The 25,923-nt window shown below is 66.1% G+C and carries 24 protein-coding genes and 1 pseudogene; 19 read left to right on the top strand and 6 right to left on the bottom strand.

What is annotated here, in order from left to right; all coding sequences use genetic code 11:
* Positions 1-89: 89 nt before the first annotated feature.
* The 3 genes from DVS29_RS30945 to DVS29_RS30935 are packed head-to-tail and all read left to right on the top strand — an operon-like array spanning position 90 to position 3,873.
* Positions 90-1,421, top strand: a complete 1,332-nt coding sequence (locus tag DVS29_RS30945; protein WP_118184340.1) for a D-amino acid dehydrogenase — start codon at positions 90-92, stop codon at positions 1,419-1,421.
* A gap of 37 nt (positions 1,422-1,458) precedes the next feature.
* Positions 1,459-2,901: a M81 family metallopeptidase gene (locus DVS29_RS30940; RefSeq protein WP_118184339.1), complete on the top strand. Its 1,443-nt coding sequence runs from the start codon at positions 1,459-1,461 to the stop codon at positions 2,899-2,901.
* Between the two features lie 60 nt (positions 2,902-2,961).
* A complete protein-coding gene (locus tag DVS29_RS30935; protein ID WP_118184338.1) occupies positions 2,962-3,873 on the top strand; it encodes a LysR family transcriptional regulator in 912 nt (303 codons plus the stop codon).
* Here DVS29_RS30935 and DVS29_RS30930 read toward each other — a convergent pair.
* Positions 3,861-4,799 (bottom strand): LysR substrate-binding domain-containing protein, encoded by a 939-nt coding sequence (locus tag DVS29_RS30930; protein WP_118184337.1) that lies wholly within the window; start codon positions 4,797-4,799, stop codon positions 3,861-3,863. The genes DVS29_RS30935 and DVS29_RS30930 overlap by 13 nt on opposite strands.
* 105 nt (positions 4,800-4,904) lie before the next feature.
* Between DVS29_RS30930 and DVS29_RS30925 the strand changes: the two genes are divergently transcribed.
* The gene (locus DVS29_RS30925) at positions 4,905-6,191 is read left to right on the top strand and encodes an MFS transporter (protein WP_118184336.1); all 1,287 of its coding nucleotides are present in this window, start codon (positions 4,905-4,907) and stop codon (positions 6,189-6,191) included.
* 12 nt (positions 6,192-6,203) lie between these two features.
* Here DVS29_RS30925 and DVS29_RS30920 read toward each other — a convergent pair whose 3' ends face one another.
* From DVS29_RS30920 to DVS29_RS30910, 3 genes are read right to left on the bottom strand one after another with little or no spacing between them, the layout of a single operon-like run.
* Positions 6,204-6,623: an ester cyclase gene (locus DVS29_RS30920; RefSeq protein ID WP_118184335.1), complete on the bottom strand. Its 420-nt coding sequence runs from the start codon at positions 6,621-6,623 to the stop codon at positions 6,204-6,206.
* Positions 6,624-6,677: 54 nt separating this feature from the next.
* Entirely contained in the window at positions 6,678-6,923 is a 246-nt protein-coding gene (locus DVS29_RS30915) for a hypothetical protein (RefSeq protein WP_118184334.1), read from the bottom strand.
* Complete coding sequence (locus DVS29_RS30910; RefSeq protein ID WP_118184333.1) at positions 6,920-8,164, bottom strand: alkaline phosphatase family protein; 1,245 nt, start codon at positions 8,162-8,164, stop codon at positions 6,920-6,922. Before DVS29_RS30910 ends, DVS29_RS30915 begins: the two co-directional genes overlap by 4 nt.
* 517 nt (positions 8,165-8,681) lie before the next feature.
* Here DVS29_RS30910 and DVS29_RS30905 point away from each other — a divergent pair.
* Complete coding sequence (locus DVS29_RS30905; protein WP_118184332.1) at positions 8,682-9,374, top strand: CBS domain-containing protein; 693 nt, start codon at positions 8,682-8,684, stop codon at positions 9,372-9,374.
* A gap of 72 nt (positions 9,375-9,446) precedes the next feature.
* Here the strand turns inward: DVS29_RS30905 and DVS29_RS30900 are convergent, their stop codons facing one another.
* A complete protein-coding gene (locus tag DVS29_RS30900; protein ID WP_118184331.1) occupies positions 9,447-10,481 on the bottom strand; it encodes a porin in 1,035 nt (344 codons plus the stop codon).
* 437 nt (positions 10,482-10,918) lie between these two features.
* Here DVS29_RS30900 and DVS29_RS30895 point away from each other — a divergent pair, with 437 nt between their 5' ends.
* From DVS29_RS30895 to DVS29_RS30885, 3 genes are all read left to right on the top strand, one after another.
* The gene (locus DVS29_RS30895; RefSeq protein WP_118184330.1) at positions 10,919-12,310 is read left to right on the top strand and encodes a GGDEF domain-containing protein; all 1,392 of its coding nucleotides are present in this window, start codon (positions 10,919-10,921) and stop codon (positions 12,308-12,310) included.
* 207 nt (positions 12,311-12,517) lie between these two features.
* Positions 12,518-13,345 (top strand): universal stress protein, encoded by an 828-nt coding sequence (locus DVS29_RS30890; protein WP_118184329.1) that lies wholly within the window; start codon positions 12,518-12,520, stop codon positions 13,343-13,345.
* Between the two features lie 30 nt (positions 13,346-13,375).
* Positions 13,376-13,882, top strand: a complete 507-nt coding sequence (locus DVS29_RS30885) for a universal stress protein (RefSeq protein ID WP_118184328.1) — start codon at positions 13,376-13,378, stop codon at positions 13,880-13,882.
* Positions 13,883-13,902: 20 nt separating this feature from the next.
* Here the strand turns inward: DVS29_RS30885 and DVS29_RS30880 are convergent, their stop codons facing one another.
* On the bottom strand, positions 13,903-14,376 hold the full coding sequence (locus DVS29_RS30880; protein ID WP_118184327.1) for a universal stress protein: 474 nt from the start codon (positions 14,374-14,376) through the stop codon (positions 13,903-13,905).
* A gap of 306 nt (positions 14,377-14,682) precedes the next feature.
* On the opposite strand from DVS29_RS30880, the pseudogene DVS29_RS30875 reads away from it, so the two are divergent.
* From DVS29_RS30875 to pqqD (DVS29_RS30825), 11 genes and pseudogenes are all read left to right on the top strand, one after another.
* A pseudogene (locus DVS29_RS30875) lies at positions 14,683-15,942 on the top strand (PAS domain-containing sensor histidine kinase); the annotation flags it as partial.
* A complete protein-coding gene (locus DVS29_RS30870; RefSeq protein ID WP_118184325.1) occupies positions 15,939-16,586 on the top strand; it encodes a response regulator in 648 nt (215 codons plus the stop codon). The pseudogene DVS29_RS30875 and the gene DVS29_RS30870, both read left to right, overlap by 4 nt.
* A gap of 197 nt (positions 16,587-16,783) precedes the next feature.
* Positions 16,784-17,569 (top strand): helix-turn-helix domain-containing protein, encoded by a 786-nt coding sequence (locus tag DVS29_RS30865; protein ID WP_118184324.1) that lies wholly within the window; start codon positions 16,784-16,786, stop codon positions 17,567-17,569.
* Positions 17,570-17,838: 269 nt separating this feature from the next.
* Complete coding sequence (locus DVS29_RS30860) at positions 17,839-19,806, top strand: sigma-54-dependent Fis family transcriptional regulator (RefSeq protein ID WP_118184323.1); 1,968 nt, start codon at positions 17,839-17,841, stop codon at positions 19,804-19,806.
* 202 nt (positions 19,807-20,008) lie between these two features.
* Entirely contained in the window at positions 20,009-20,083 is a 75-nt protein-coding gene (gene pqqA, locus DVS29_RS30855) for a pyrroloquinoline quinone precursor peptide PqqA (protein ID WP_118184359.1), read from the top strand.
* A gap of 110 nt (positions 20,084-20,193) precedes the next feature.
* On the top strand, positions 20,194-20,478 hold the full coding sequence (pqqD, locus tag DVS29_RS30850) for a pyrroloquinoline quinone biosynthesis peptide chaperone PqqD (protein ID WP_118184322.1): 285 nt from the start codon (positions 20,194-20,196) through the stop codon (positions 20,476-20,478).
* 285 nt (positions 20,479-20,763) lie between these two features.
* Positions 20,764-22,491 carry a methanol/ethanol family PQQ-dependent dehydrogenase gene (locus tag DVS29_RS30845; protein WP_118184321.1) on the top strand — a complete coding sequence of 576 codons (1,728 nt, stop codon included), beginning with the start codon at positions 20,764-20,766 and terminating at the stop codon, positions 22,489-22,491.
* 93 nt (positions 22,492-22,584) lie between these two features.
* Positions 22,585-23,853, top strand: coding sequence for a c-type cytochrome (locus DVS29_RS30840; protein WP_118184320.1), 1,269 nt, complete (start codon positions 22,585-22,587; stop codon positions 23,851-23,853).
* Between the two features lie 51 nt (positions 23,854-23,904).
* Positions 23,905-24,834 (top strand): pyrroloquinoline quinone biosynthesis protein PqqB, encoded by a 930-nt coding sequence (pqqB, locus tag DVS29_RS30835; RefSeq protein WP_118184319.1) that lies wholly within the window; start codon positions 23,905-23,907, stop codon positions 24,832-24,834.
* Between the two features lie 60 nt (positions 24,835-24,894).
* Positions 24,895-25,635, top strand: a complete 741-nt coding sequence (gene pqqC / locus DVS29_RS30830) for a pyrroloquinoline-quinone synthase PqqC (protein ID WP_118184318.1) — start codon at positions 24,895-24,897, stop codon at positions 25,633-25,635.
* Positions 25,632-25,922 (top strand): pyrroloquinoline quinone biosynthesis peptide chaperone PqqD, encoded by a 291-nt coding sequence (gene pqqD / locus DVS29_RS30825; RefSeq protein WP_118184317.1) that lies wholly within the window; start codon positions 25,632-25,634, stop codon positions 25,920-25,922. The genes pqqC and pqqD (DVS29_RS30825) overlap by 4 nt, the downstream gene beginning before the upstream one ends.
* The last annotated feature ends 1 nt before the right edge of the window (position 25,923 follow it).

Raw genomic sequence — 25,923 nt, 5'->3', positions numbered from 1 at the left:
GCACCCACGCCTTTTCATTTGTTTCGCCGTCAAGGGGCTTCCATACTGCGGTTTTCCTGCCCGCAACGGCAAATACGGAGCCACAGGCTATGCGAATCTGCGTGCTCGGCGGCGGCGTGATCGGCATCACGACCGCGTACTGGCTGGCCCGCGAAGGCCATGAAGTCACCGTCATCGAGCAGCACGACGAGGTGGGCCACGGCACGAGCTTCGCGAATGGCGGACAGCTGAGCTACAGCTACGTCGCGCCGCTCGCCGACCCATCGGTGTTCGGCAAGCTGCCGCACTGGCTGCTGTCGCGCACGGCACCGCTGCGCTTCACCCCTTCGTTCAGCGTCGACCAGTGGCGCTGGTGCATCGCGTTCCTGCGCGAATGCACCGCAGCATGCAGCCGCGCCACCACGCGCGAACTGCTCGCGCTCGGCTTCTACAGCCAGGCGATGCTGCGCGAACTGCTCGACGACGAAGCGATCCCGTTTGCGCACCGGGAAAGCGGCAAGCTCGTCGTGTATCGAGACCCGGCTGCGTTCGCCGCGGCAGAACGTCTGATGCGCTATCAGGCAGCGCTGGGCTGCGAGCAGCAGGCGTTGAACGCGCACGCATGTGTCGAACGGGAACCGGCGCTCGGCGCACTCGCGAGCCAGCTCGCCGGCGGCATCTACACCCGCTCAGAAGAAACCGGCGACTGCCTCGGCTTCACGCGCGGCGTCGCGCGCGCGGCAACCGAACGCTACGGAGCACGGCTCATGCCCGGCACGCGCATCGACGCGCTGGACGTCGCGCAGGGACGCGTGCGCGCGGTACGGACAAGCCGCGGCGAGCTGGAAGCGGATCACGTCGTGGTGGCGCTCGGCAACGGCACGCGCGCGCTGCTGAAACCGCTCGGCCTCGACGTGCCGCTCTACCCGCTCACCGGCTACAGCCTCACGCTGCCGATTCGCGGCACGGATCTCGCGCCTTCAGTCAGCGTGACGGATGCGCATCACAAGATCGTCTACGCGCGGCTCGGCGACAGCCTGCGCATCGCGGGCATGGTCGACGTCGCGGGCACACGTATCGAGCACACCGCGCATGGCAACGCGGATCGTCTTGCGCTGCTCGCGCGCCAGGCTCGCGAGACCTTTCCGCACGCCGGCGACTACGCAGCGGCACGCGGCTGGAGCGGCGCGCGGCCCGCTACGCCGAGCGGCAAACCGATACTCGGCGCGACACCGTTGCCGAATCTGTGGCTGAATGTCGGCCACGGCGCACTCGGCTTCACGCTCGCCTGCGCGAGCGCGCGACTCGTGACGGACCTCGTCTGCGGCCGCACACCTGCGCTGGCACTCGACCCGTTCAGCTGGGCGTACGGAGCATTACGCGGCGCGTCACGCAGCGCATCGCCAGTGCTGCACGACGACGCGGCACGCCGAACGACATGAAGGACAAGACTCAATCGATCGGACCACAGGAGACAGCATGCGTGTGTTCACTGCAGGACTCGGAACCGAAACCAATACGTTCTCGCCGATGCCGACCGGCATCGAGGACTTTCGCGCCCACGGTCATTACCACGCGGGCCAGCATCCGCCCGAGATATCGAACTACGCGGGGCCGATGTTCGCGGCGCGCGAGCACGCGCGCGACGCGGGCTGGACGCTGATCGAAGGCATGGTGACGGGCGCGCAGCCCGGCGGCACGACCACGCGCGAAACGTGGGAGCAGTTGCGCGACGAACTGCTGACCGACCTGCGCAACGCGATGCCGGTGGACATGGTGCTGCTTGGCCTGCACGGCGCGATGGTGGCCGACGGCGTCGACGACTGCGAAGGCGAGCTGCTGCGCTGCGTGCGCGAGGTCGTCGGCCCGCGCGTGGTGATCGGCGCCGAGCTCGATCCGCATGCGCACCTGAGCCAGACGATGGTCGACCAGGCGAACGTGCTCGTCGCCTACAAGGAGTATCCGCACACCGACATCTACCCGCGCGCGAAGGAGCTGGTCGATCTGTGCGCGCGCACCGCTGCCGGCGCGATCCATCCGGTCGCGGCAATCGCCGATACCGGCATGGTCGTGCCGATGCACACCACGCGCGAGCCGGCGCGCGGCTTCGTCGACCGGCTGATGGCGATGGAAGGGCACGACGGCGTGCTGTCCATCTCGGCGATCCAGGGTTTCGCAACCGGCGACGTGCCGGACATGGGCTGCAAGATGCTCGTCTACAAGGACGCGGATGCGGCCGGCGCCGCGCGGCTCGCGCGCGAACTCGCCGATGAACTCGTGGCGATGCGCGACGCGCTGAGGGTCCATTACCTGGATGTCGACGCCGCGCTCGACGAAGCGCTCGCATCGAGCGAACACCCGGTGATCCTCGCCGACCGCTCCGACAATCCCGGCAGCGGCGCCGCGGGCGACTCGACCTTCCTGCTGCGCCGGCTGATCGAACGCGGCATCGAAGACGCGACGCTCGGCCCGCTGTGGGACCCGGTCGCCGTGCAGATCGCGTTCACGGCGGGCGTCGGCGCGCGTCTGAAGATGCGCATCGGCGGCAAGATCAGCCCGATGTCCGGCGACCCCGTGGATGCCGATTGCCACGTGAAGGCGCTGGTCCGCGGCCATACGATGACGGGCCTCGCCGGCAATCCGACCTCGGTCGGCGACAGCGCGCTCGTCGACGTCGGCGGGGTGGAATGCGTGTTGATATCATGGCGGGCGCAGGCGCTGAACGTCGACCTGTTCGCCGGCCTCGGCTGCGATCTCGCGAGCCGGCGCATCATCGTCGTGAAGTCGGCGCAGCATTTCTACGCGTCGTTCTCGCAGGTATCGAAACGCGTGCTGTACGTCGGCGCGCCAGGCTCCGCGACGCCACGCTGGCACGAGTTGCCGTACCGCAAGGTGTCGCTGCCGAAATGGCCGATCGGCTGAACGATCCGCCGCGCGTGACCGGCACGGCGCGTTCCCTTCCGTAGTCCAGGTTCGCACATCATGCGTCTACGCCACATCGAAGTCTTTCACGCGGTGATGCAGGCAGGTTCGTTGTCGAAAGCCGCCGACCTGCTGTGCATCTCGCAGCCCGCCGCGAGCAAGATGCTGGCAAGCGCCGAGCGCAGCGTCGGCGTGGCGCTGTTCACGCGGGCGCACGGCCAGTTGCGGCCCACGCGCGAAGCCGAGCTGCTGTTCGCGGAAACCAAGGGGCTGCACGAACGGCTCGAAAGCGTCCGTCGTCTCGCGCGCAATCTGAACGCGCGGCCGGGCGGCCATCTGCGTGTGGGCTGCGTGCCGAGCATCGGTCTCAGCCTGCTGCCGGAAGCGGTCGCGCAGTTCGCGAAGCAGTATCCGGAAGTGTCGCTCAGCATCCAGACCGACCACACGGACGAGCTGTGCTCGTCGCTGCTCGCGCGCGAACTCGACATCGGCATCGCGTTCGATCCGCCGGTACGCGCCGGCATCGAGGCCACCGAACTGGGGCGTGCGAGACTCGCGTGGCTCGGGCCGCCCGACGAGACACCCGCGAACGGCGCGCCGTTCAGGCTGGCCGACATGCAGTCCGACCGCTGGATCGGGCTCGATCCCGCCGACCCGCTCGGCTCGCTGATCGACCGCAAGCTGCGCGAACTGGGCCTCGAGGCGCGCGCGCCCGCGATCGAGGTGCGCACCTACTACCTCGCCCGCGCGCTGGTGGATTGCGGCGCGGGCTATGCGATCGTCGACGAGTTCACCGCGACGGCGGGCCGCAGGAACGCGCCGCTCACCTGTATCGAGCCGGCAGTGTCGATCGGCGTGTTTTCGCTGCTGCCAGCGAGCGGCGCGGGCTCGCATGCGCAGCAGGTGTTGATCGATCTGCTGCGCGCACGGCTGGCAGAACACGCCGCCGCATCCGACACTCAGGGTTCCTGACGAATATCCGAAGCGGCGTGTTCGCGTGCCTGTGCGGCTTCCGTCTTCGCCATCGCCGCGAACGCGGATTCCTGCGGCGATGGCTGATGGGTCCGCAAGACCAGCCACATCGCGGAACGCGCGCCCTTGTCCTTCAACGGCCGGTACACCACGCCATTCGCGTTGACGGCGCGCATCGACTCTGGCACCAGCGCCACGCCGAGCCCCGCCGCGACGAGCCCGACGATCGTCGCCGCCACCCGCGCCTCCTGCCCGATACGCGGCGCGAAACCCGCCTGCCTGCATAGCGCGACGATCTGGTCGTAGACGCCGGTACCGCTTTCGCGCGGATACATGACGAACGCTTCGTCAGCCAGCGTGCCGATCGCGAGCGGCTTCGCGGCATCCGACAGCCGGTGCTGAGGCGGCAACGCAACCACCAGCGAATCTTCGAACAGGCGCATCGCGCGCAACGTGGGCGGCAGATCGAGCGCGGACGCGCTGCGCACGATCGCCACGTCGAGGCGCTGTTCGAGCAGCGCCGTCAGCTGCTCCTGCGTGGTCAGTTCCTCGATGCGCAGATGCACGCCGGGAAAACGCTCCCGATACTTCAGGATCAGCCGCGGAATCAGCGCGGTAAACGCGGCCGACCCGGTCAGCCCGACACGCAGCTCGCCGAGTTCGCCGCGCTGCGCGCGCGCCGCCACCGTCGCCACGCGCTCGGCCTGCGCGAGCAACGCGCGCGCTTCGGGCAGCAGCGCCTTGCCGGCCGGCGTCAGATCCACCCGACGGTTGCCGCGCTCGAAGAGCTGCGCGCCCAGCTCGTCTTCGAGCACGCGAATCTGCTGGCTGAGCGGCGGCTGCGCCATATTCAGGCGCAGCGCCGCGCGGCCGAAATGCAGCGTGTCGGCCAGCACGACGAAATAGCGGATGCGGCGTAAATCCATGATATCCACCGTGTATCAATAACGCGAAAATCGATATTGGACGGATATCCGTCCAGCGCCGATTATTCCATATTGTCGGAACACGCTTTGGGCGGAGAGTGGATCATGGCTGGACCATCGGTGGACACGCTGGAGCTTCAAAGACCCGTCGCGAAAGGAACGGAAGCGGGAACTGGTGCGCCCGCTCCCGCCGCGGCGAACGGGAAAATCGAATTCGGCACGTCCGCGTTCATCCGCACGAACTGCGCGCTGTTTGCCGCCGGCTTCGCGACTTTCGCGCTGCTCTACTGCGTGCAACCGTTGATGCCGCTCTTCTCGCAGAGCTTTCACGTGAGCGCGGCGGGTGCGAGTCTCGCGCTGTCGCTCACCACCGGCCTGCTGGCCGTCTCGATGCTGGTCGCGGGCGTGCTGTCCGAAACGTGGGGCCGCAAGCCGATGATGGTCGGCTCGCTGTTCTGCTCCGCGGTGCTCGCGGCGCTGAGCGCGGTGCTGCCGCACTGGCACGCGTTTCTCGTCACGCGCGCGTTGATGGGCGTCGCGCTGAGCGGCTTGCCGGCCGTGGCGATGGCGTACGTCGGCGAAGAGATGCATCCGCGTTCGCTCGGTGTCGCGATGGGACTCTACGTGGGCGGCACCGGTCTGGGCGGCATGGCCGGGCGTCTGTTGACGGGCGTCGTGACGGACCTGTCGGGCTGGCGCGCGGCCGTGATGACAATGGCGGTGCTGGCGGTGCTATGCGCGGCGATCCTGCAGCGCTGCCTGCCCGCGTCGCGGCATTTCGTGCGGCGGCCGATGCACGTGGGGCCGCTCGTGAACATGTACGCGGTCCAGTTGCGCGACCGTGCGCTGCCGTGGCTGTTCGCGGAAGGCTTCCTCGTAATGGGCGCGTTCGTGACCGTCTACAACTATGTCGGCTACCGGCTCGTCGCGCCGCCGTTCTCGCTGAGCCAGACCGAAATCGGCCTGATTTTCGTGGTCTATCTGTGCGGGATCGTCAGTTCGGCGTGGATCGGCAGCCTGTCCGGATGGCTCGGGCGGCAAACGTTGCTGCCGTTCACATTGGGCTTGATGCTGCTCGGCACCGTGCTCACGCGAGCGAGTTCGCTGCCCGTCGTCATCGGCGGCATCACCGTGTTGACCGTCGGCTTCTTCGGCTCGCATTCGGTTGTGAGCGCGTGGGTCGGAGCGCGCGCGCAAACAGGCAAAGCGCAGGCGTCGGCGATGTATCTGTTCGCGTACTACGTCGGCTCCAGCGTGGTCGGCTCGCTGGGCGGCGTGTTCTGGAGCGTCGGCAGATGGTCCGGCGTGACGTCGATGACCGGCGTGTTGCTGCTCGTCGCGATTGCTATCGCGGTGCGACTTCGAGTTGTGACCACACGAGTGACCACATGAGTAGCCGCTCGATCATGACCCCGGAGGCGGCACCATGCCGAGCTGAATCAGCATGCCGAGCATGTCCATGATGATGCGGGTCTCCTTGATCCGGCCTTCCTGAAAGCGGTCGATCACCATGCCCCACACGCTCACCGTTCGCCCGGTGGCGGGCACGCCGAGGAACGTGTCCCGATGCGTGCCGGTCCATTCGAAGCGGGTCAGCACGCGGTCGCCTTCGGTGAGCTGTTCGTCGATCCGCCAGTGCATGTCCGGGAACGCGGCGCGCATTGTGCGCACCACGTCCTTGAGCCCCTCCACGCCGGGACCTTGCCCGGGAAACGGGACCTGCTCGACCATGTCGTCCCAGAAGAACCGGTCGGTGGACTCGACCCGCCCCTGATTCAGCACCTCTTCGATAAACTCGCGAACCACATCGCCGATCGGCTGCATGGGATGATGCCTCCTGGAAGTCGCTGGCTCGCCCACGTCGGGCGTCTGGCGTGTCTACCTGCCGCTCTTGCGCCGGTGCAGCATGCGCTTCTCGCGCTCCTTCACGAGGTGCTGCGTCACTTCGCCGATGTACTCCCGCGCATCGCCGCGCGTGGACACCCGGCTGAAACGTTGATGCGCAACGTCCTTGCCGACCAGTTCCATATGGGCCTTGCGCAGCACGTGCAGCAGACCCATCAGCGTGCTGGGGTCGGGCACGGGTTCGTGGTCGCGCGCGTGCGCGGTGGTGGTCGTGGTCATGTGCCTATCCTCGTCGGGCAGTCGTTGCGGCATTCCTGGGTGATCAACGACAGCAGATGGTTGGCGTTTTTGTCGCGATCCGTGAGCGACGGCAGACCGAACAGACGCTCGAGCGTCGCGAGCACCGAGCTGTGATCGTACGTCGTGCTATCCACCTTCCCCTGTTCGACCCACGGCGACACGACGATCGCGGGAACGCGCACGCCGTACACGTCGAACTGGAATCCGCTCGTGTTCAGCGTGCCAGACGCGCCGTCGTTCGGCGGCGTGGCGGCGCCAGGCTGCACCGAGTCGTAGAAGCCGCCGTGCTCGTCGTAAAGAATCACCAGGAGGCTCTTGTCCCACACCGGCGAGTTGCGGATCGCGTTGTACACGCGTGCGGCGAGCTGGTCGCCGGCGGTGAGACCGTCCATCGGATGCTGCGAACTGCCGTTCTCGTAGGTGCCGTTCACGACATCGCCGTAGCTCGGCTCGATGAACGTGTAGCGCGGCGTGTAGTTCGCCGCGAGGTCCGCTTCGAAGTGCGCGAGGTCGTCGACGTCGCAGAAGCTGATGCCCTTGATCGACGAAACCTGCGGGATGCGGCCGAGCGGATCGCCGAGGTGGTCCTGATACAGGCGGTAGTTGTCCTTGCCGAGCAGATCGAAAATCGATCCCTTCGGATAGACGAAGCCGTCCAGTCCTTCCCAACCGCACATCTCAGCCGAAGTCGGCGAATGATCGAGTCCAGCCGACGACGCGCCGTGCAGGAAGTAACGGTTCGGCCACGTCGGCCCGGGCAGCGACGCATGCCACGCGTCGCACAGCACGAACTGCGTCGCGAGCTGATACATCGCGGGGGACTGCGTGCGGGCGTCGACACCGCGCATGATGTCGTTCACGTCGCCGCCTTGCGGCGGTGTGCCTTCGGTACGCGTAGTGGCGTAGTTCGACACGAAGCCGGAGTTGTCGACCGGCGGATAGGCCTGCCCTTTCTGGAACTGCACGCCCGTGCCGCATAGCTGCTCGACCACGTCGGCGAATTCATGGCCGGGGTCGGTTGGCATCTGGCCCGGCGCGCCGTCGCCGAACTGGTAGCTCGTGCCTGCGTAGGTGTTCGTGTTCGCGGCCGTGGCGGCGGTGATGCCGGGTATGCCCGACAGCGCGAACAGATGGTCGAAGGACCGGTTTTCCAGCATCAGCACGAACACGTGCTGGATGATCTCGTTCAGACCGGCGGCGGCCGGCGCGTTTGCGTTCATGAAGCGTGCTCCTGTCGTTCACTGAACATCCGAGCTGTTTTTCTGCTTCGCTGCTTTTGTTGTTTGACGCACCGCGCCACGTTCACTGCATTCGCGCGGCGGCGCCCGAAACCAGGACGCGTGAAGCGCATCCTTTTTTCAGTGTACGGTCGCGCCCATGTCACGATAAAGGCGATGCATTGTGCCGCTCATCGACCGCCGGCACGCGTTCGCATGCAGCGCGAAATGTGCGGTACCCCACACTTCTCGCAATGTTATTGAAAGCTGCGTGACCTATCAATGCGTCAAACACGTGTTCCTCCGCGCACACCGAGCGCTTGATGAATCGCGCGCCCCGCATTGCAGCACAGCATCGCGGGCAGGTCGGGTCCTCCCGGGACCGCACCGAAGCGCAGATCACTGTGAGGAATCCCGAGGCACACCCCGAGCCTCGCAGCGCCGCCGAATCAGCCCTTCCATCCATACGGCACGCGTCTCACGTGCGCGGCCAGCCACGGCATCTGCCGAAGGAGCGATCATGCGCGCACTCGACATCATGACCACGTCCGTCGTTACCGCCACCCCGGAAATGACGATCCACGAAGCCGCGATGCTGTTCGTCGAGCATCACATCAGCGGCATGCCCGTCGTCGATGCTGACGGCAAGGTGGTCGGCATCGTCAGCCAGGGCGATCTGCTGCACCGCGCGGAAAACGGCACCAGCCACGGCAAACGCCCGTGGTGGCTCGAGTTCCTGCTGTCGTCGCCGCGCGAGCAGGCCGCGCGCTACGTGAAGGAGCATGGGCACGTGGTCGGCGACGTGATGTGCGACCACGTGACGTCGATTCCCGAGGACATGCCGCTCGACAGGATCGCCGACCTAATGGAGCGCCAGCATCTCAAACGCGTGCCCGTGCTGAAAGACGGCAAGCTGGTGGGTATCGTGAGCCGCTCGAACCTGATTCGCGCGCTGGCAAGTGTCGCGCCGGCGATGGACGCGTCCGTGCACGACGACGCGAGCCTGCGCGACGCGATCGTGCTGGAGATGCACGGCAAGCGCTGGGGGCTGCCGAAACAGGGCGTGCTCGTCAAGGACGGCGTCGCGCATCTGTGGGGCGTGATCGAATCCGAGGAGGAAATCCGCGCGATCCGCATCGCCGCGGAGAATGTGCCGGGCGTCAAGCGCGTGGAAAACCACCTCGTATTCCCGCACGTGATTCCGACGCTGTAGTCCGCGCGCTGGTCTGGCCGCGTCACCTGGATGCTTGCGACTGGCGCGCGGTCAGCACATGAAGCGCCCGCGTCAGAACTTGTGCACGATGCCGACGGTAATGCCGCGCGTGTCGGCGCCGGGCGCCACCGTGAGCCCCGAATAGGCGGTGCCGTTCAGCGAGAAATCCGAGCGGTTGCGATTCTGGATGAAGCCCACCGCCGCATACAGCTCCGACGCCTTCGAAAGGAAGTACTCGTCGATGAGCCCGATCTCCTGCGCGTTGTTGCCCGCGCCGGTTCTGTCGTGCACGAAGCCGTACATCACGGACAGCTGGTCCGCCAGCGTGAACAGCCACGAATCCGACACCTGGTACACGTCGCGCCGCGAATTGCCGGGCGTGTCCGTCTGAAGCTCCGTGTGATACGCGAGCCAGAACCGGTTCGGTCCCGTCTGGATGGACGCGCCCGCATTGAACACCTTCAGTATCGACGTGCCGGTTGCATTGGCCGCCTGCTGGTAACCGGCCGCTCCGCTGAACGGTCCCTTCTCGTATTGAACGACTGCGTTGTAGAACAGCAGTCCGTTGGAGGGCTTGTCCGTCGAATCGCGCATCGCGACCATGAAGCGGGCGCTCAGTCCGCTGAACGTCGGCGTGAAGTATGAAATCGCATTGCTTTCGCGGATGGTCAGGCTGTTGAAGTTGTTCATCGGCGAGGCGATGCTCTTCACTGCCGTGGGATCCATCGCGGCCTGCAGCACATCGTATTGCGGCGAGTTCTGCAGACCGAAGCGGACCTCGCCGAACCCGCCTGACACGCCGACCCATGCCTGCCGGTTGAACGCGTCGGCAGGGTTCGTCGCCGCGCCCGTCATGCCGGAAAACGCCTGCTCCAGCTGGAAATTGACCTTGAGTCCGCCGCCGATGTCCTCGCTGCCCCGGAAGCCGAACCGGGTCGAGAACAGCCCGCCCGGCACGCCGCGAATCGCATCCGCGCCGCCATTGGTCTTCTGGTACGCGAGGCCGTTGTCGAACACGCCGTAGAGCGTGACCGTAGATTGAGCGTGCGCGATATTCAGCACGCACGTCGCTGCGATGCCAGACGCGATAACGATAGCCTTCCTCATGCAGTCTCCATGGTTTGATGCCCAGCTGATGAACGTCGTCGTGCGACGCCGCGATGCCTCGTGCGACGCGAGCGATTTGAATCACTCGTTCGTCATCCTGATCGAATCCAGCGGCGTGACGGATCGAAGGAAAAGCAATAGATAGCGCCTACGGCGCTACAGATGTGAAACGAGTGGACAGGCGGTGCGCGACCGCTAAAGAGACGCGAGAGTGCGAGGGTTCATCCATATCTCCATCGATCTTTTAATTTGATGTAACAAGAGTATGGGATGCACCACATCGCGTCTTTGCACAAAACCAAGTTTCGCTGGCATTTTCCGTTCGCGCATGGGGACATGCGAAACATGTGGGACATGGCAAAAAACAGCACCCGATCCATCTTTCAAGAAATTCCACGGCACGCCGATATACAAGGAAGTTGACTGCAGGTCGCAAAATGGAAGGGACAATCATCGGCGCGCAGGCGTCGCGGACGCAGCGGGTCTTCGCGCTGCTCGTCTGCTGTCTGATGCTTGGCGGCGCCGGTGTCGTCTACTCCCGCTCCGACGTGAGCCTGCCCGTCCTCACCGCATTCCTGCCGATCTTTTCGACCACCATCGTACTGACGGAAGGCATCACGTCGCTGCTGCTCGCCGCGTACTTCCGCGTGTCCGGGCTGCCATCCGTCGCCGCGTTGAGCGGCGCCTACGCATTCACGGCACTGACCGCCGCGCTGCAGCTGGCCGTGTTTCCCGGCGTGTTCACGGCAACCGGGCTGCTGGGCGCCGGCATGCAGACCGCCGTGTGGATCTGGGTCATCTGGCACGCAGGCTTCCCGCTGCTGATCCTGCTCGCGGCAGCGCAGCGCCGCTTCGAGCCGGGCGCCGCCGCGGCGCGCCGCTCGGGTGCAGTGACCGCATGCGCCGCGGTTCTGCTGGGGTTCGGCTTCAGCCTGCTCGCCATCTTCCGCTCGTCATGGATGCCGCTGCTCGTCGCGCACGGCTCGTATGCACGGCTTTCGCATGGCTGGATCGGCATCGCGGTGGAAGCGATCGCGGTGCTCGGCCTGTGCGCGCATGCGTATTCGACGCGCCTGCGTTCGCCGCTCGATCTGTGGGTCGGCGTGGCGCTCGTCGCGATGCTGGCCGATGTGACGCTCACGCTGGCCGGCTCGTCGCGCTTTTCGCTCGGCTGGTATGCGGCGCGCTGCGCTTCGCTGACGTCCTCCATCGTCGTGCTCGCCGCGCTCATCTTCGAAACGAGCGGCCTGTATATCCGGCTCGCCCGCGCGAATCGCGCACTTGCCGTCGAGGCCGCCCTCGACGCGCTGACGGGCCTCTTCGACCGCGGCTGGTTCGACCGGCACTTCGAAGCCGAAGCGCTCGCCGCGCGCCGCGCGGACAGCTGTCTTTCGGTGCTGATGATCGACGTCGATCACTTCAAGGACTACAACGACACGTATGGACACGTGCGCGGCGACGAATGCCTGAGGCGCGTCGCACGCGCATTGCAGTCGGCGCTGCGCCGCCAGGACGACTACGTGTGCCGCTACGGCGGCGAGGAATTCGTCGTGCCGCTGCCGAACTGTTCGCACACGGTGGCGCTGCGCATTGGCGAATCGCTGCGTCATGCAGTGCGCGCGCTTGCGATGCCGACGGCGTCGAATCCCGCCGGCTTCGTCACGGTATCCGTCGGCGTCGCGACGACAAGCGACGTGATCAACACCGCGGAACTCATCAAGGCTGCGGACGTCAGCCTGTACCGCGCGAAGCTCGCCGGGCGCAACCGCGTGGTGGGCAAGCCTGAACCAGTCGATTTTCCGGTGCCCGCTTTCGCACAACGAACCTGACGTCGCCCGTCGCCCGTCGCTCGCCGCCCGCGCGATGCGACGCATCAGCGGCACTGCATGACGCCCACGTGAAGCTCACTCGCCCGTTGATCCACGTCAACGCGGCACGCGGCCACGCTCCTACACTCGCTATCAGATGCCGTGGCCGCCGTCTGCATCGCGCAGGCCGGCCCATGGCTCCGATCGCCTTTGCCAGGAGCGCCCGCCATGAACTACAGGACCATCCTCGTTCACCTCGACACCAGCGAGCGCGCGGCGCTGCGCCTTGACAGCGCATTGCGCGTCGCGCGTAAATTCAACGCGCACCTCGACGGATTGTTCGCCGTGTTTTCGCCAGAGTTGCAAGGCTTCCACGTGATGGCGGGCAGCGCAACGTGGTTCGAGCAACACCGGCACGAACGCGAGCAGCACCGCGCATCGGTGAAACGGCTGTACGCTGCCGAGCTCGCGCGCGCCGACGTCAAGGGCAACTGGATGCGAGCCGAAGGCGATCCGAATGTCGACGTGCCACGACGCGCCCGCGCCGCGGACCTGGTGATCGCGAGTCAGACCGATCACGACGATCCGAACGCCTTCGTCGCGGAGGATTTCATCGAGAACCTCGTGCTCTCCGCGGGACGTCCGGTTCTGCTGCTGCCCCGCTCGGGCCAGTTCGAGACCATCGGCAAGCGCGTGCTCGTTGCGTGGGACGGCAGCCGCGAAGCGAGCCGCGCGCTGTACGACGCGTTGCCGTTCATCGCGCGCGCGGAGCAGACCACGGTGCTCACGATCGGCGAACCCGGCAAGCCCGCCGATGCATTCGTAAGCGGCACCGAGATCGCGCTCACGCTCGCGCGCCACAACGCGATGGTGAACGTCGATCATGCGAGCGGCGCATCCGTTGGCGATGTGCTGCTGACACGCGCGAACGATGGCGGCCATGACCTGATCGTGATGGGTGCGTATGGCCACGGACGGTGGCGCGAACTCGTGATGGGCGGCGCGTCGCGCACGGTGCTCGAATCGATGACGGCGCCTGTATTGATGTCGCATTGAGCACGACGCTGTTCAAACTGGAGACCCACCATGTACGACCGGATCCTCGTCGCGCTCGACGGCAGCGACACCGCATCGCATGCGCTCGACGCCGCGCTCGATCTCGCGAAACTGACGGGCGCGACACTGCAGCCGCTCTACGTGATCGACCTTCCGCTGATCGCGTTCGATGCACCGGGCTACGATCCATCGATCGTCCGTTCGGCACTCGTGGAAGAAGGCCGGCGCGTCACCGCCGAGGCAACCGAACGCATCGCGCGCGCGGGCGCGGTGGGCATCGCGCGAACCATCGAGGTCAGTCTGACCGGCGGCGAAGACATCGCGCACTGCATCGAACTCGCCGCACGCGATTTCGACGCGGACCTGATCGTAATGGGCACACATGGGCGACGCGGCATGCGACGGCTGGTGCTCGGCAGCGTCGCCGAACGCACGGTGCGCGGCGCGCCCTGCCCGGTGCTGCTGGTGCCCGCACAAGCGGCATGCGCCGGCGCGAACGCAGCACCGCATGCAGTCGAAGCGCAGACTGCTTCATAACGCCCACTGACAACATCCACTCAGGCAACCACGTATTCGCGCTTCGCGGCGCGCGACGCAGCGGACGCCTCGCCGATCACGAGCACCGGGCAGCGCGCATCCCGCAGCACCGCTTCGGCCACGCTGCCGAGCACCAGCCGCCGCATGCCGCGCCGCCCGTGCGTGCCCATCACGATCAGCTCGGCTTCGAAGTCGCACGCGGCACGCAGCAACACCCACGGCACGCTCGCCCCGCCCGACTCCAGCGCGGCAACCGACGCTTTGACATGCGCGTCGGCCATGACCGCCCGTGCGCGCTCCAGCAGCGCGACCGCGACGCCCGACGGCGTGTCGGCCCGCTCCGGCGCGTCAGGTTCGCTGAGCAGCGGCCCGTTATCGAACACGTTGACGGCGATCAACGCGGCATTGAACGCGCCTGCGAGCGCGACCGCTTGCGCGAGCGCCCGTTGCGCGCATGCGCTGTCGTCCAGCGCGAGCAGAATCCGGTGGTACATCGTGCGTCTCCCGTGCTTGCCATTCGGCCTGCCCACGTCGCGAACGAAAGAACGAACGACGGCGGGCAGCGTATCCAGTCTGCGCCCGCCTCTCTCACGGAAGATTGACGCCGATCAACGCGCGCGCACATGACGGTGCGATGACTTCATCGACTTCACGCTTCCGCGAGCCGGTCAACTCACGGAATTGCGCATCGATTGGCGGAAGCGGCTAAAACGCGCACAATGCGACGCAATCCCCTCGCGAAACGACGCGCCAGCCCTTCACCTGCACCGATGCGAACTGACGAGGCCCCGCGCCGCACCGAGGCGCATCCCGACCACCCGCGCGCCGGCCGATGGGCGCGGCCGCTGCTGTACGCGTTGACCGCGTGCGCGTTCGGCGCGCTCGCCGCTGCAAGCCGGAGCGGGCACCGGCGTCGAAATGAAAACGGCGCGGTACAGGACGAGTCGCTCGACGGCGCACGCATGACGGGCATCATCCGCTCGTCGATGGAGGCGATCATCACGGTCGACGAAGCGCAGCGCGTCGTGATCTTCAACCCGATGGCCGAACGCGTGTTCGGCGTTGCGGCGGCGGACGCGATCGGTGCGCCGCTGTCGCGCTTCATTCCGGAGCGCTATCGCGAAGCGCACGCGCGCCACGTCGAGCAATTCGGCGCAACCGGCGTCTCCGATCGCCAGATGGGACGCCAGCGCGTGCTGTACGGGCTGCGCGCGAATGGCGAGGAGTTTCCGATCGAAGCGTCGATCTCGCAGATCCGCGATGCACGCGGCAAGCTCTACACCGTGATGCTGCGCGACATCACCGAGCGGGTGCGCGCGGATCACGCGCTGCGCCAGTCGCGCGAAGAACTGCGCGAGCTGTCCGCCAACCTGCTCGCCGTGCGCGAGGAAGAAAAGACGCGCATCGCACGCGAGCTGCACGACGATCTCGGCCAGCAGCTCACCGCGCTCAAGATGGACGTGTCGTCGATCGAAGACGCGCTGCGCGCGTATGACAGCGCGCAGCACGACGACGAACCCACCCGCGCACGGATTGCCGGCCAGCTCGGCTCGATGCGCCGGCTGATCGATTCGACGGTCGCGTCGCTGCGCCGTATCGCCGCGGATCTGCGGCCAGTGATGCTCGACGATCTCGGTCTCGTGCCCGCGATCGAATGGCTTGCGGACGACTTCACGAATCGCTACGGCATCGACGTCGAGCGGCACGTCGATCCTGGCGGCGTCGACTTCACGCCCGCCGGCGCGACGACGCTCTTTCGCATCGTGCAGGAAGCGCTGACGAACGTCGCGCGCCATGCGGAAGCGACGCGCGTCACGTTGACGCTCGCGATCGCCGCCGATCAATGCGTGCTCGACATCGCGGACAACGGCAAAGGCGCGGCGCCCAGCGCGACGGACCATGCGGGCCACAGCGGCAAGTCGTTCGGGCTGATCGGCATTCGCGAGCGCGCGCATCTGCTCGGCGGCACCGTGACGATCGTGTCGAGCCCGGCCGAAGGTTTCCGGATCGCGGTGGCGCTGCCGCTGCGCGCCGTCCAGCAGGAAGCGCTGCTGTCATGATCAAGGTCCTCATCGCCGACGACCACACGCTCGTGCGCGAGGGCCTGCGGCACATCCTGCGCACCGCGAGCGGCTTCGACGTGGTCGGCGAAGCATCGGACGGCATCACCACGATCGCGCTCGTGCGCACCACCCCGGCGGACGTGCTCGTGCTCGATCTGTCGATGCCGGGCCGCAACGGCGTCGAGCTGATCCGCCAGATCAAGGACGAGAAGCCCGAGCTGCGGATTCTCGTGCTGACGATGCATGCCGAGCAGCAGTACGCGGTGCGCGCATTCAAGGCCGGCGCGTCGGGCTATCTCACGAAGGAAAGCGCGAGCGACGAACTGGTGGGCGCGGTGTCGAAGGTCGCCGCGGGCGGTGTCTACGTGAGTCTCACGATGGCGGAGCGCTTCGCGCAAAGCCTCAACGAACCCGCCGATACGCTGCCGCATCAGCGGCTGTCCGACCGCGAGTTCGACGTGTTCCGCCGCATCGCGGCTGGCGAGACCATCACCGAGATCGCGCACGAACTCTGCGTCAGCACGAAAACCGTCAGCACCTACAAGACCCGCATTCTCGAGAAAATGCAGATGCCGCACGAGGCGGCGCTGGTGCGCTACGCGATGCGCCACAAGCTGTTCGACGATCAGGACGAGGTCTAGGCCTCGAGCGCACGACGTGGCAAACGTGCGGCACCCACGCCGCGCCGTGTAGGCATTGCCCTACAACGCTTCCCCATCGCCTACATCGATCACAAGCTTCGCCGATTCAATTCCGCGCCGGCACCGGCAATACTGATGCACGTGGACGCCTGTCAGCGGCGTCCGTCAGCGAATGCGCGAGTCATCAGGAGCCGATCATGCCGTCGTCCGCAATTCGTGAAGCGTTCGAGTCCGTCCCATCGCCGGCCGTGTTGCGCGAAATCGTTCCGATCGTGCGCGACGAAGTGAATCGCAGCGCAGCGGTACGCTGCTCCACCTGTTCGATGCGCAACGTGTGCACGCCGCCCGGACTCACCGCGGAAGAACTGTCGCGGGTCGATTCGATCGTCTGCACCACGCGCACCGTCAGGCGCGGTGACACGCTGTTTCGCTCGGGCGACCTGTTCCAGTACCTGTATGCGGTGCGCGCCGGCTCGTTCAAGACGGTGATCGTGCATTCGGATGGCCGCGAACAGGTCACCGGTTTTCAGATCACGGGCGAAACGCTCGGCCTCGACGGCATCTACACGGGCCGCCATAACGGTGACGTGGTCGCGCTGGAAGACAGTGTGGTCTGCGTGATTTCGTTCCTGCAGCTGGAGACGGTGTGCCGCGAAATCCACACGATGCAGCACCACGTGCATCGTTTGATGAGCGGAGAGATCGTCCGCGAATCGCGGCTCATGATGCTGCTCGGCACGATGCGCGCGGACCAGCGCGTGGCCGCGTTTCTGCTCAATCTGTCGCAGCGCTTCAAGGCGCTCGGCTATTCGTCCGCCGAGTTTCATCTGCGGATGACGCGACGCGAGATTGGCTGCTATCTCGGCATGAAGCTCGAAACCGTGAGCCGGACCCTGTCGCGCTTCCAGCGCGACCGTCTGCTCGACGCGCAAGGCAAGCAGATCCGCATTCTCGATCCGGAAGGTCTCGCGGCATGCGTTTGAGCGCGGGTTCGAGCACCGATGCGCAGTTGCCCCCGGGGTTGCCCGGATTGGCGAGCCTCACTCCGGCGGCTCATCGTATGGGCGCGAGCACGCGCGATGCGGCATGGCGATGACTCAGGTAAGCGTGACGCGGCAAGCACGTCGCCCAATGTCCGCCTGCATCGAACCGCATCGCGCGACATGCGCACAACCTGGCGCGCTATTTGCATCGACAGGGCGACAAATCAAGCGGCGGCATCAGGACCGGCGCCCGACCAAGGAGGGAGACAATGCGCGACGAAGTTTCGCATGCCAGCCCGCGCGGCGAGAACCGCGGACGCGAAGGCGAATGGCTCACCCCGGCGATCCAGAAAGCACACGAGCGCTCGGAAACGTTCGGACTGAGCGCGGCCACCCGGCCGGACTACGACGTGCTGCCCACCTCCGAACTCGCGCTGAAGCTCGAACAAAGCCGCGTGCTGTGCGTGCATGCAACGCCGGTGATGGAGACGCTGCGCGAGCAGATCGTCAATACCCAGAGCATGATCGTGCTGACCGACGCGAGCGGGCTGATCCTGCATTCGATCGGCGACGACGACTTCCTGCAGCGCGCCGAAAAGGTGGCGTTGCGCCCGGGCGCCAACTGGGCGGAAGAACGGCAAGGCACCAATGCAATCGGCACGGCGATCATCGAACGCTCGCCGACCGTCGTGCACGGCGACCAGCACTACCTCGCCGCGAACCAGTTCCTGACCTGCTCCAGCGTGCCGATTTCCGGGCCGTACGGCGACCTCATCGGCGTGCTCGACGTGACCGGCGATCATCGCAGCTATCACCAGCACACGATGGCGCTCGCGCGCATGTCCGTGCAGATGATCGAAAACCACCTGTTCGCGACCACCTTCCGCGATACGCTGCAGATCAGCTTCCACTCGCGCCCGGAGTTCCTCGGCACGCTGATGGAAGGCATCGCCGCGTTCACCTGCGACGGCCGCTTCCTGTCGGCGAATCGCAGCGCGCAGTTCCAGTTCGGGCTGCCGCTGCCGGCGCTGCGGGCACACACGCTGTCGTCGCTGTTGGGCGTCACCAGCACGCAGCTGATCGACGCGTACCGCTCCACGCTCGGACGCCACGTCACGCTGAACCTGCCCGGCGGCGCGGTGGTATGCGCGAACCTCGAGTACCGGCGCGGCACGCTCGCGCAGAACGGTTTGCTGCCTTCGGCGGAGCCCGCCGAAGGTGCGCAGCGGGCAACCGGAACGACGGCGCTGCAGCTATCCGCGAATGCGCTGTCGAAGCTCGCGTACCTCGATACCGGCGACCCGCAGATTGCCGGCGTGATCGCAAAGGTGCGCAAGGTGATCGCGCGCAACATCCCGATCCTGATCACCGGAGAAACCGGCACCGGCAAGGAGTTGCTCGCGCAGGCGATCCACAACGATTCGCCGCGGCGCGGCCAGGCGTTCGTCGCGGTGAACTGCGCGTCCATTCCCGAAACGCTGATCGAATCCGAGCTGTTCGGGTACGAGGAAGGCGCGTTCACCGGCGCGCGCCGCAAGGGCGCGACGGGCAAGCTGCTGCAGGCGAACGGCGGCACGCTGTTTCTCGACGAGATCGGCGACATGCCGTATCCGCTCCAGGTGCGGCTGCTGCGGGTGCTGCAGGAGCGGCTCGTGAATCCGCTGGGCTCGTCCCGATCCATTCCGGTCGACATCGCGATCATCTGCGCGACGCACCGCGACCTTCGGCAGATGATCGCGGAAAACCGTTTCAGGGAAGACCTGTATTTCCGCCTGAACGGGCTGGTCGTGAAGCTACCGCCGCTGCGCGAACGCACCGATCTCGAGCGCGTGATCGAGAAGGTGCTGCAACGCACGTCCGACGAACTGCCCGACGGACCCATGCTCAGCGTCGCCGACGATGTGATGGCGCTGTTCGCGCAATGCGCGTGGCCCGGCAACTTCCGCCAGCTGGGCAACCTGCTGCGCACTGCCGCCGCGATGGTGGACGACGACGGCGTGATCCGCCAGGAGCATCTGCCCGACGACTTCTTCGATTACCTCGTCGCCGCGCCTTCAGCCGCAGGCACAGCAGCCGCAACGGCGTCGCACAACAGCCTGCAGAACCTGCAGGCCAGCGCGATCGCGGCAGCGGTCGCGCAGCACAACGGCAATGTGTCCGCGGCGGCGCGTGCGCTCGGCGTGTCGCGCAACACCGTCTACCGGCATATGAGCGGCGCGGCGCACGAACCCTCGTGATCGTCGAGAGAGTCACACCCTGGCTGTTCCGCTTGTGTTCCGTTCCGTAACACCGGTGTTCGAAATCTGAGCAACCGTGAGCGTATCGCGTCGCGATGCATGACGTCGCACCCGCCCGGCATGGACCTTGCAAATTGAGCGCGGACCGTCGCATTGCGCCGGCCACTCTCAATCTTCTACTGTCGATATCAAGGAGACAGCCATGACCTGGACCACCCCCGCTTACACCGATCTGCGCTACGGCTTCGAAATCACGATGTACATCGCCACTCGCTGACGCGGCAGCGCGATGCCCGGATGTCTGCCACGCCGGCGGCATCCGGTTCGTTCACGCATTCACGACACTCCGCGGTCGAGGTTCGACTCGACCGACAAGGCAGAGCCGACATGACGAACGCCGACGCCGCACGCCCTTGCGTCAATCCACGTCCGATCCTGCGCAGCCGCTTCATCCTGCGATGGGAGAACATGCAGGATACCTACGTACTTGCATGGCCTGAAGGTACGGTCCGGCTGAATCCGAGCGCGGGCGAGATACTAGCGCGTTGCGACGGCACGCGCGACCTCGACGGCATCATCGAGGAGCTCGAGGCACTGTTCAGCGCATCCGATCTCGCCACCGATATCTATCGCTTCATCGACTATGCCCGCCAGCGCGGCTGGCTCGATTGACACACGCGCTAACGCATGCGATGACGCACGCTCGCCCGCAGCAGGTGCCACACAACTCAACACCCGGCGCATGACCTGTTGCACAACGCAACACCGCTGCACACCGCTCGCGCGTCAGTCACTTCTCACCGAACGCCACACAGCGTTCAAGCACGCACTCCAGCGCAGTTCATTCGTACTCCTGTATCCGATGGCATGCGACTTGCCTTGAACGATCCGCGGCCGGCCGGCGCGCGTAAGCATCGAGCCAGCGGCCTTGCGATGACAAATCCACAGGAGACAAAGATGAAGACTCAGCTGGCTTCGGCCACGGCGTTCGCGACCATCACTCTCGGCGTGCTGGCCGCTTTCGGCATCGATCCTCACCCGGTCGCCGCGGCGGACGACTATCCGGCCGTCACGTACGAACGCCTGAGCGCCGCACAGGACGATCCGGGCTGGCTCACGTACTACCGCACCTACAACGGACAGTCGCATTCGCCGCTCACGAAGATCGACCGCACGAACGTCGCGAAGCTGAAGCAGGCGTGGAGCTACCGCTTCCCCGCGGATCTTCAGCAAGGCTTCGAAGCCACGCCGATCGTCAACGGGCGCGTCATGTTCGTCACCACGCCGAAGGACAACGTCTACGCGTTCGATGTGCTGACCGGCAAAAACCTCTGGAAATACGAGCCCAATCTCGGGCCCGAATCGTTCAAGACCGCCTGCTGCGACGTGGTAAACCGCGGCGTCGCGCTGTACGGCAAGAACGTGTACGTCGCGATGCTGAGCGGCGACGTGGTCGCGCTCGATGCGCAGACCGGCGCGCTCGTGTGGAAGAAGACGATGTTCGATCCGGGCATCGGCTACGCGTTCTCGCTCGCGCCGCTCGCGCTCGACGGCGAAATCGTGGTGGGCAGTTCGGGCGGCGAATACGGCGCGCGCGGCTTCATCGCCGCGCTCGATCCCGCCGACGGCAAGGAACTGTGGAAGCGCTTCACAGTGCCGGGCGCGAAGGAGAAAGGCGGCGACACGTGGCCGGACGGCATGCAGGAACACGGCGGCGCGCCCGCGTGGCTCACCGGCACGTACGACCCCGCTTCGAAAACGCTGTACTGGGGCGTCGGCAACCCCGGACCGTGGCTCGCGGACCTGCGCCCGGGCGACAACCTCTACTCCGATTCGCTGCTCGCGATGGACCCGAAGACCGGCGATCTGAAGTGGCACTACCAGTACACGCGTCACGACACGTGGGACTACGACGGCGTGAATACGCCGGTGCTCGCGAAGATCCAGTACGACGGCAAGGATTACGACGCGATCGTGCATGCCGACCGCAACGGCTATTTCCACGCGATCGACCGCGCGACGGGCAAGCTGATCTACGCGAAGCCGTTCGTGCGCGCAACCTCGGTCACGGGTTACGCGCACGACGGTTCACCGCAGCAGGACGCCAGCAAATATCCGAAGGCCGGCACGACGATCGAGACGTGCCCGAGCTTCCTCGGCGGCAAGAACTGGTGGTCGCTCTCGTACGATCCGAAGACCCATATCGCCGTGGTGCCGACGCTGCACGCGTGCATGTCCCTGTCCGGCAAATCGGTGAACTACATGGAAGGCCTGCCCTATCTCGGCGAAGGCTTCGAGATCCAGAAAGAGCCTGGCAGCAAGGGCTACGGCGAACTGCAGGCGATCGACGTGAATACCGGCAAGAAGCTCTGGAGCCACTGGAGCGCGCTGCCCTGGAACGGCGGCGTCGCGACGACCGCGAGCGGCCTCGCGTTCAGCGGTTCGCTCGACGGCCATCTGTACGCGTTCGACGAAGCCACCGGCAAGGTGCTGTGGCAAAGCCCGAAGCTCGCGAGCGGCATTATTGCGCAGCCGTCGGTGTTCGACGTGGACGGCCAGGAGTACGTCGCCGTGCTGGCCGGCTACGGCGGCGCGAATCCGATCTGGGGCGGCCCGATGGCGAAGATCGCGGACCAGGTGCCGAAGGGCGGCACGCTGTATGTCTTCGCACTCGGTCATGCATGACGTCGCCTGCATGACGTCTTTCTCCTGACGCTCTCTACCAAGCGTGACCGTGCCGCGGTGCCGCGGTCGCGCAACCGCACGAAGGAAGTTCTCATGTCCACGCTCATCAAGTATCGAATCGATTCGCTCGTCGCCGCCGCGCTGCTGGGCACGCTCGCGCCGCTCCCCGCCACCTCGGTCGCGGGCGTCCGGGTCTGCACGTTTCCGGGCAGCCCGTCCGCCGCACTCGACCGTCACGTCTCCAGCGAAACCTTCGCGGCGGCCGGCGTGCCGATCACACTCGTCGCCGACGGCATCGGCGACGCCGACGACGACGGCGTGTCGCTGAAAGAACTGCATCGCGTGCTCGGTCGCGACTGCGACGTGATCGCCGGCTTTCCGCGTTCGAGCGTGGCCGATGCATCGGGTCACGATCTGATCTTTTCGCAAGGCTATCTGAAGTCCGGGTACGTCGACGTCAGGCTTTCCTCCAGTGGCAATGGCAACGGCGTTGGAGAAACAGCAAACGGCAACGTCGTCGCGGCGATGTATGCGAGCCCCGCGCAGCTGATCGCGCTGCAGCAGTCCGGCGTGAAGCTCGATCTGCGCAATACCTCGGCATCCACCGTCGAAGCCGTCGTGAACGGCGAAGCGGCGCGCGCCGTGGTCTGGTATCCAGCGGTGGTCGCGTATGGTCTCGCGCATCCGTCGCAGCACTTCCGGGTCGCGCCGGCGGCGTCGCCGTACGCGGACTGGCATCTGGTGTTCGCGTTTCCCGCGAAATCGGCGGCGCTGCGCAGGCAGGTCGACGATGCGCTCGTCAAGCTGACCGCAAACGGACAGCTCGATACGCTCACGAAAGCCTGGACCTTGCCGGATCGCACGGTGTCTTCGATCGCTCCTTCAATCGCGAACGGCATGCATACTGCCGCATGGCGCGCCACGTCGAACGATGCGCCGCGTCTGATCACAGCCGTTGCGACCACGTCTTCAACTAGCCGAATGATCCGCGTCGCCGATAGCGCGGATGCGGGCACGGGTGTGCCTTCGTTCGAGCAGACTCAGGCCGACCACGGCAAAGGGCTGTATGCGAGTTCCTGCGCGAAGTGTCACGGCGCGGCGCTGCAAGGTGTGACCGCACCGGCGTTGAAAGGGCCCGCGTTCGCGCCCGCGTCGAACTCGCATCTGACCATCGGCGGCGTGTACGGCTACATGGCGACCAACATGCCCGCGGACAAACCCGGCAAGCTCAAGGACCAGGACTACGCGGACATCATGGCGTTCCTGCTGTACTCGAACGGCTATGCGGCGGGCAGCGCGAAGCTGACGGCGGATCGCGCGAAAGCGTCGTCGACGCCGCTCAACGCCGGTAGCGCGCATTGACGGATGCCGCACGATGATCGCCGACGAGGGGCGCGACACGCGCCACGCGATATGAAAATCAAGGTGCTCGGATCGTCCGCGGGCGGCGGTTTTCCGCAGTGGAACTGCAACTGTCGCAACTGCGACGGGGTCCGGCGCGGCACGCTGAAGGCGACGCGCCGCACCCAGTCGTCGATCGCGGTCAGCGCGAATGGCGAGGACTGGCTGCTCGTCAATGCATCGCCGGACCTGCTCGCGCAGATCGCCGCGAATCCCGAACTGCAACCCGCGCGACGCGTACGCGACAGCGGCATCGCGGCGGCGCTCGTGATGGATGCGCAGATCGATCACGTCACGGGTCTTCTGATGCTGCGCGAACGCGGCACGCCGCTGCCGCTCTACGCGACCGATGCCGTCTGGCAGGACCTGTCGCAAGGCTTCCCGATCGTGCCGATGCTCTCGCACTACTGCGGAGTCGAGCATCGACGTATCGCACTCGACGGGTCACCCATCGAGATGGCCGCGCTGCCGGGCATCCGCGTCGTCGCGCTGCCGCTGTCGAGCAAGGCGCCGCCGTACTCGCCACATCGTGATGCACCTGTACGCGGCGACAACATCGGCATCGTGATCGACGATACCGCGAGCGGGCGCAGCGTGTTCTACGCGCCGGGGCTCGGCGCGATCGAGCCGCACGTGCGCGACGCGATGCGCGATGCGGACCTGCTGCTTGTCGACGGTACGACGTGGACCGGCGACGAGATGATCCGCCTGGGCCTCTCGAACAAGACCGCGGCGGACATGGGGCACCTGCCGCAAACAGGTGCCGGCGGCATGATCGAAACACTGGATGCGCTCGCACCGCTGCGAGACCGCGCGCAACGCAAGGTGCTGATTCACATCAACAACACGAACCCGATCCTCATCGACGACGGCCCCGAGCGGCGCGTGCTCGCGGAACATCGCATCGAAGTCGCGTACGACGGCATGAGCTTCGAGCTTTAAAGCGCGCAAAGCGCAAGACGCTGTGCGGCACACACCGACACGGCGGACATGGAGACACGCATGAACCTGAACGACACCTACGGCACCGCGCCCGCGCTGCCGGTGGACGGCACATTGCCCGCATGGAGCCGCGACGAATTCGCGGCGCAACTGCGCGCGAAAGGCACCGCGTATCACATCCATCACCCGTTCAACGTAAAGCTGAACAGCGGCGGCTGTACGCGCGAGCAGATCCGCGGCTGGGTCGCGAACCGCTTCTACTACCAGATCAACATTCCGCTGAAAGACGCGGCCGTGCTGTCGAATTGCCCCGATCGCGCGACGCGGCGCCGCTGGGTGCAGCGCATTCTCGATCACGACGGCTACGGCGATCAGGAAGGCGGCATCGAGACGTGGGCGCGCCTCGGCGACGCGGTCGGCCTGTCACGCGGCGAACTGTGGTCGCTGGAGCACGTGACGCCTGGCGTGCGCTTCGCGGTGGACGCGTATGTGAATTTCGCGCGCCGCGCGCCGTGGCAGGACGCGGTGTGTTCGTCACTCACCGAGATGTTCGCACCGCAGGTACACCGCGATCGTCTCGCGTCGTGGCCGCAGCACTACCCGTGGATCGAAGCCGCTGGACTCGCGTATTTCCGCTCGCGCATCACGCTCGCGCAGCGCGACGTCGAGCACGGTCTCGAAGTGACGCTCGACCATTTCCGGACTCGCGAACAACAGCATCGCGCGCTCGCAATCCTGCAATTCAAGCTCGACATCCTGTGGACCATGCTGGACTCGATCGAAAAGGCCTTCGCGCAATGAACGACACCACACGAACCGGCGGCAACGTCACGGCGCCCGATCATCCGAAACTGAAGCGGCTGTTCCGGCTGCAATGGGAGCCCGCGCAGCAGGCGTCGGTGCTGCTGTACCCGGAGGGCATGGTGAAGCTGAACCAGAGCGCGGCGGAAATACTGAAGCGCTGTGACGGCACGCGTTCGTTCGACGCGCTCGTCGCCGATCTCGAACAGGCATTCGACACAGCAGGACTCGCCCCCGAAATACGAGCCTTCGTCGAACACGCGCATACGCGCGGCTGGCTGGAGTAAC

The sequence above is a fragment of the Paraburkholderia phosphatilytica genome, from assembly GCF_003443895.1.
GTDB classification, from domain to species: domain Bacteria; phylum Pseudomonadota; class Gammaproteobacteria; order Burkholderiales; family Burkholderiaceae; genus Paraburkholderia; species Paraburkholderia phosphatilytica.
The sequence above is the reverse complement of the archived record's forward strand: the minus strand, read 5'-3'. Positions and strand labels throughout refer to the sequence as shown.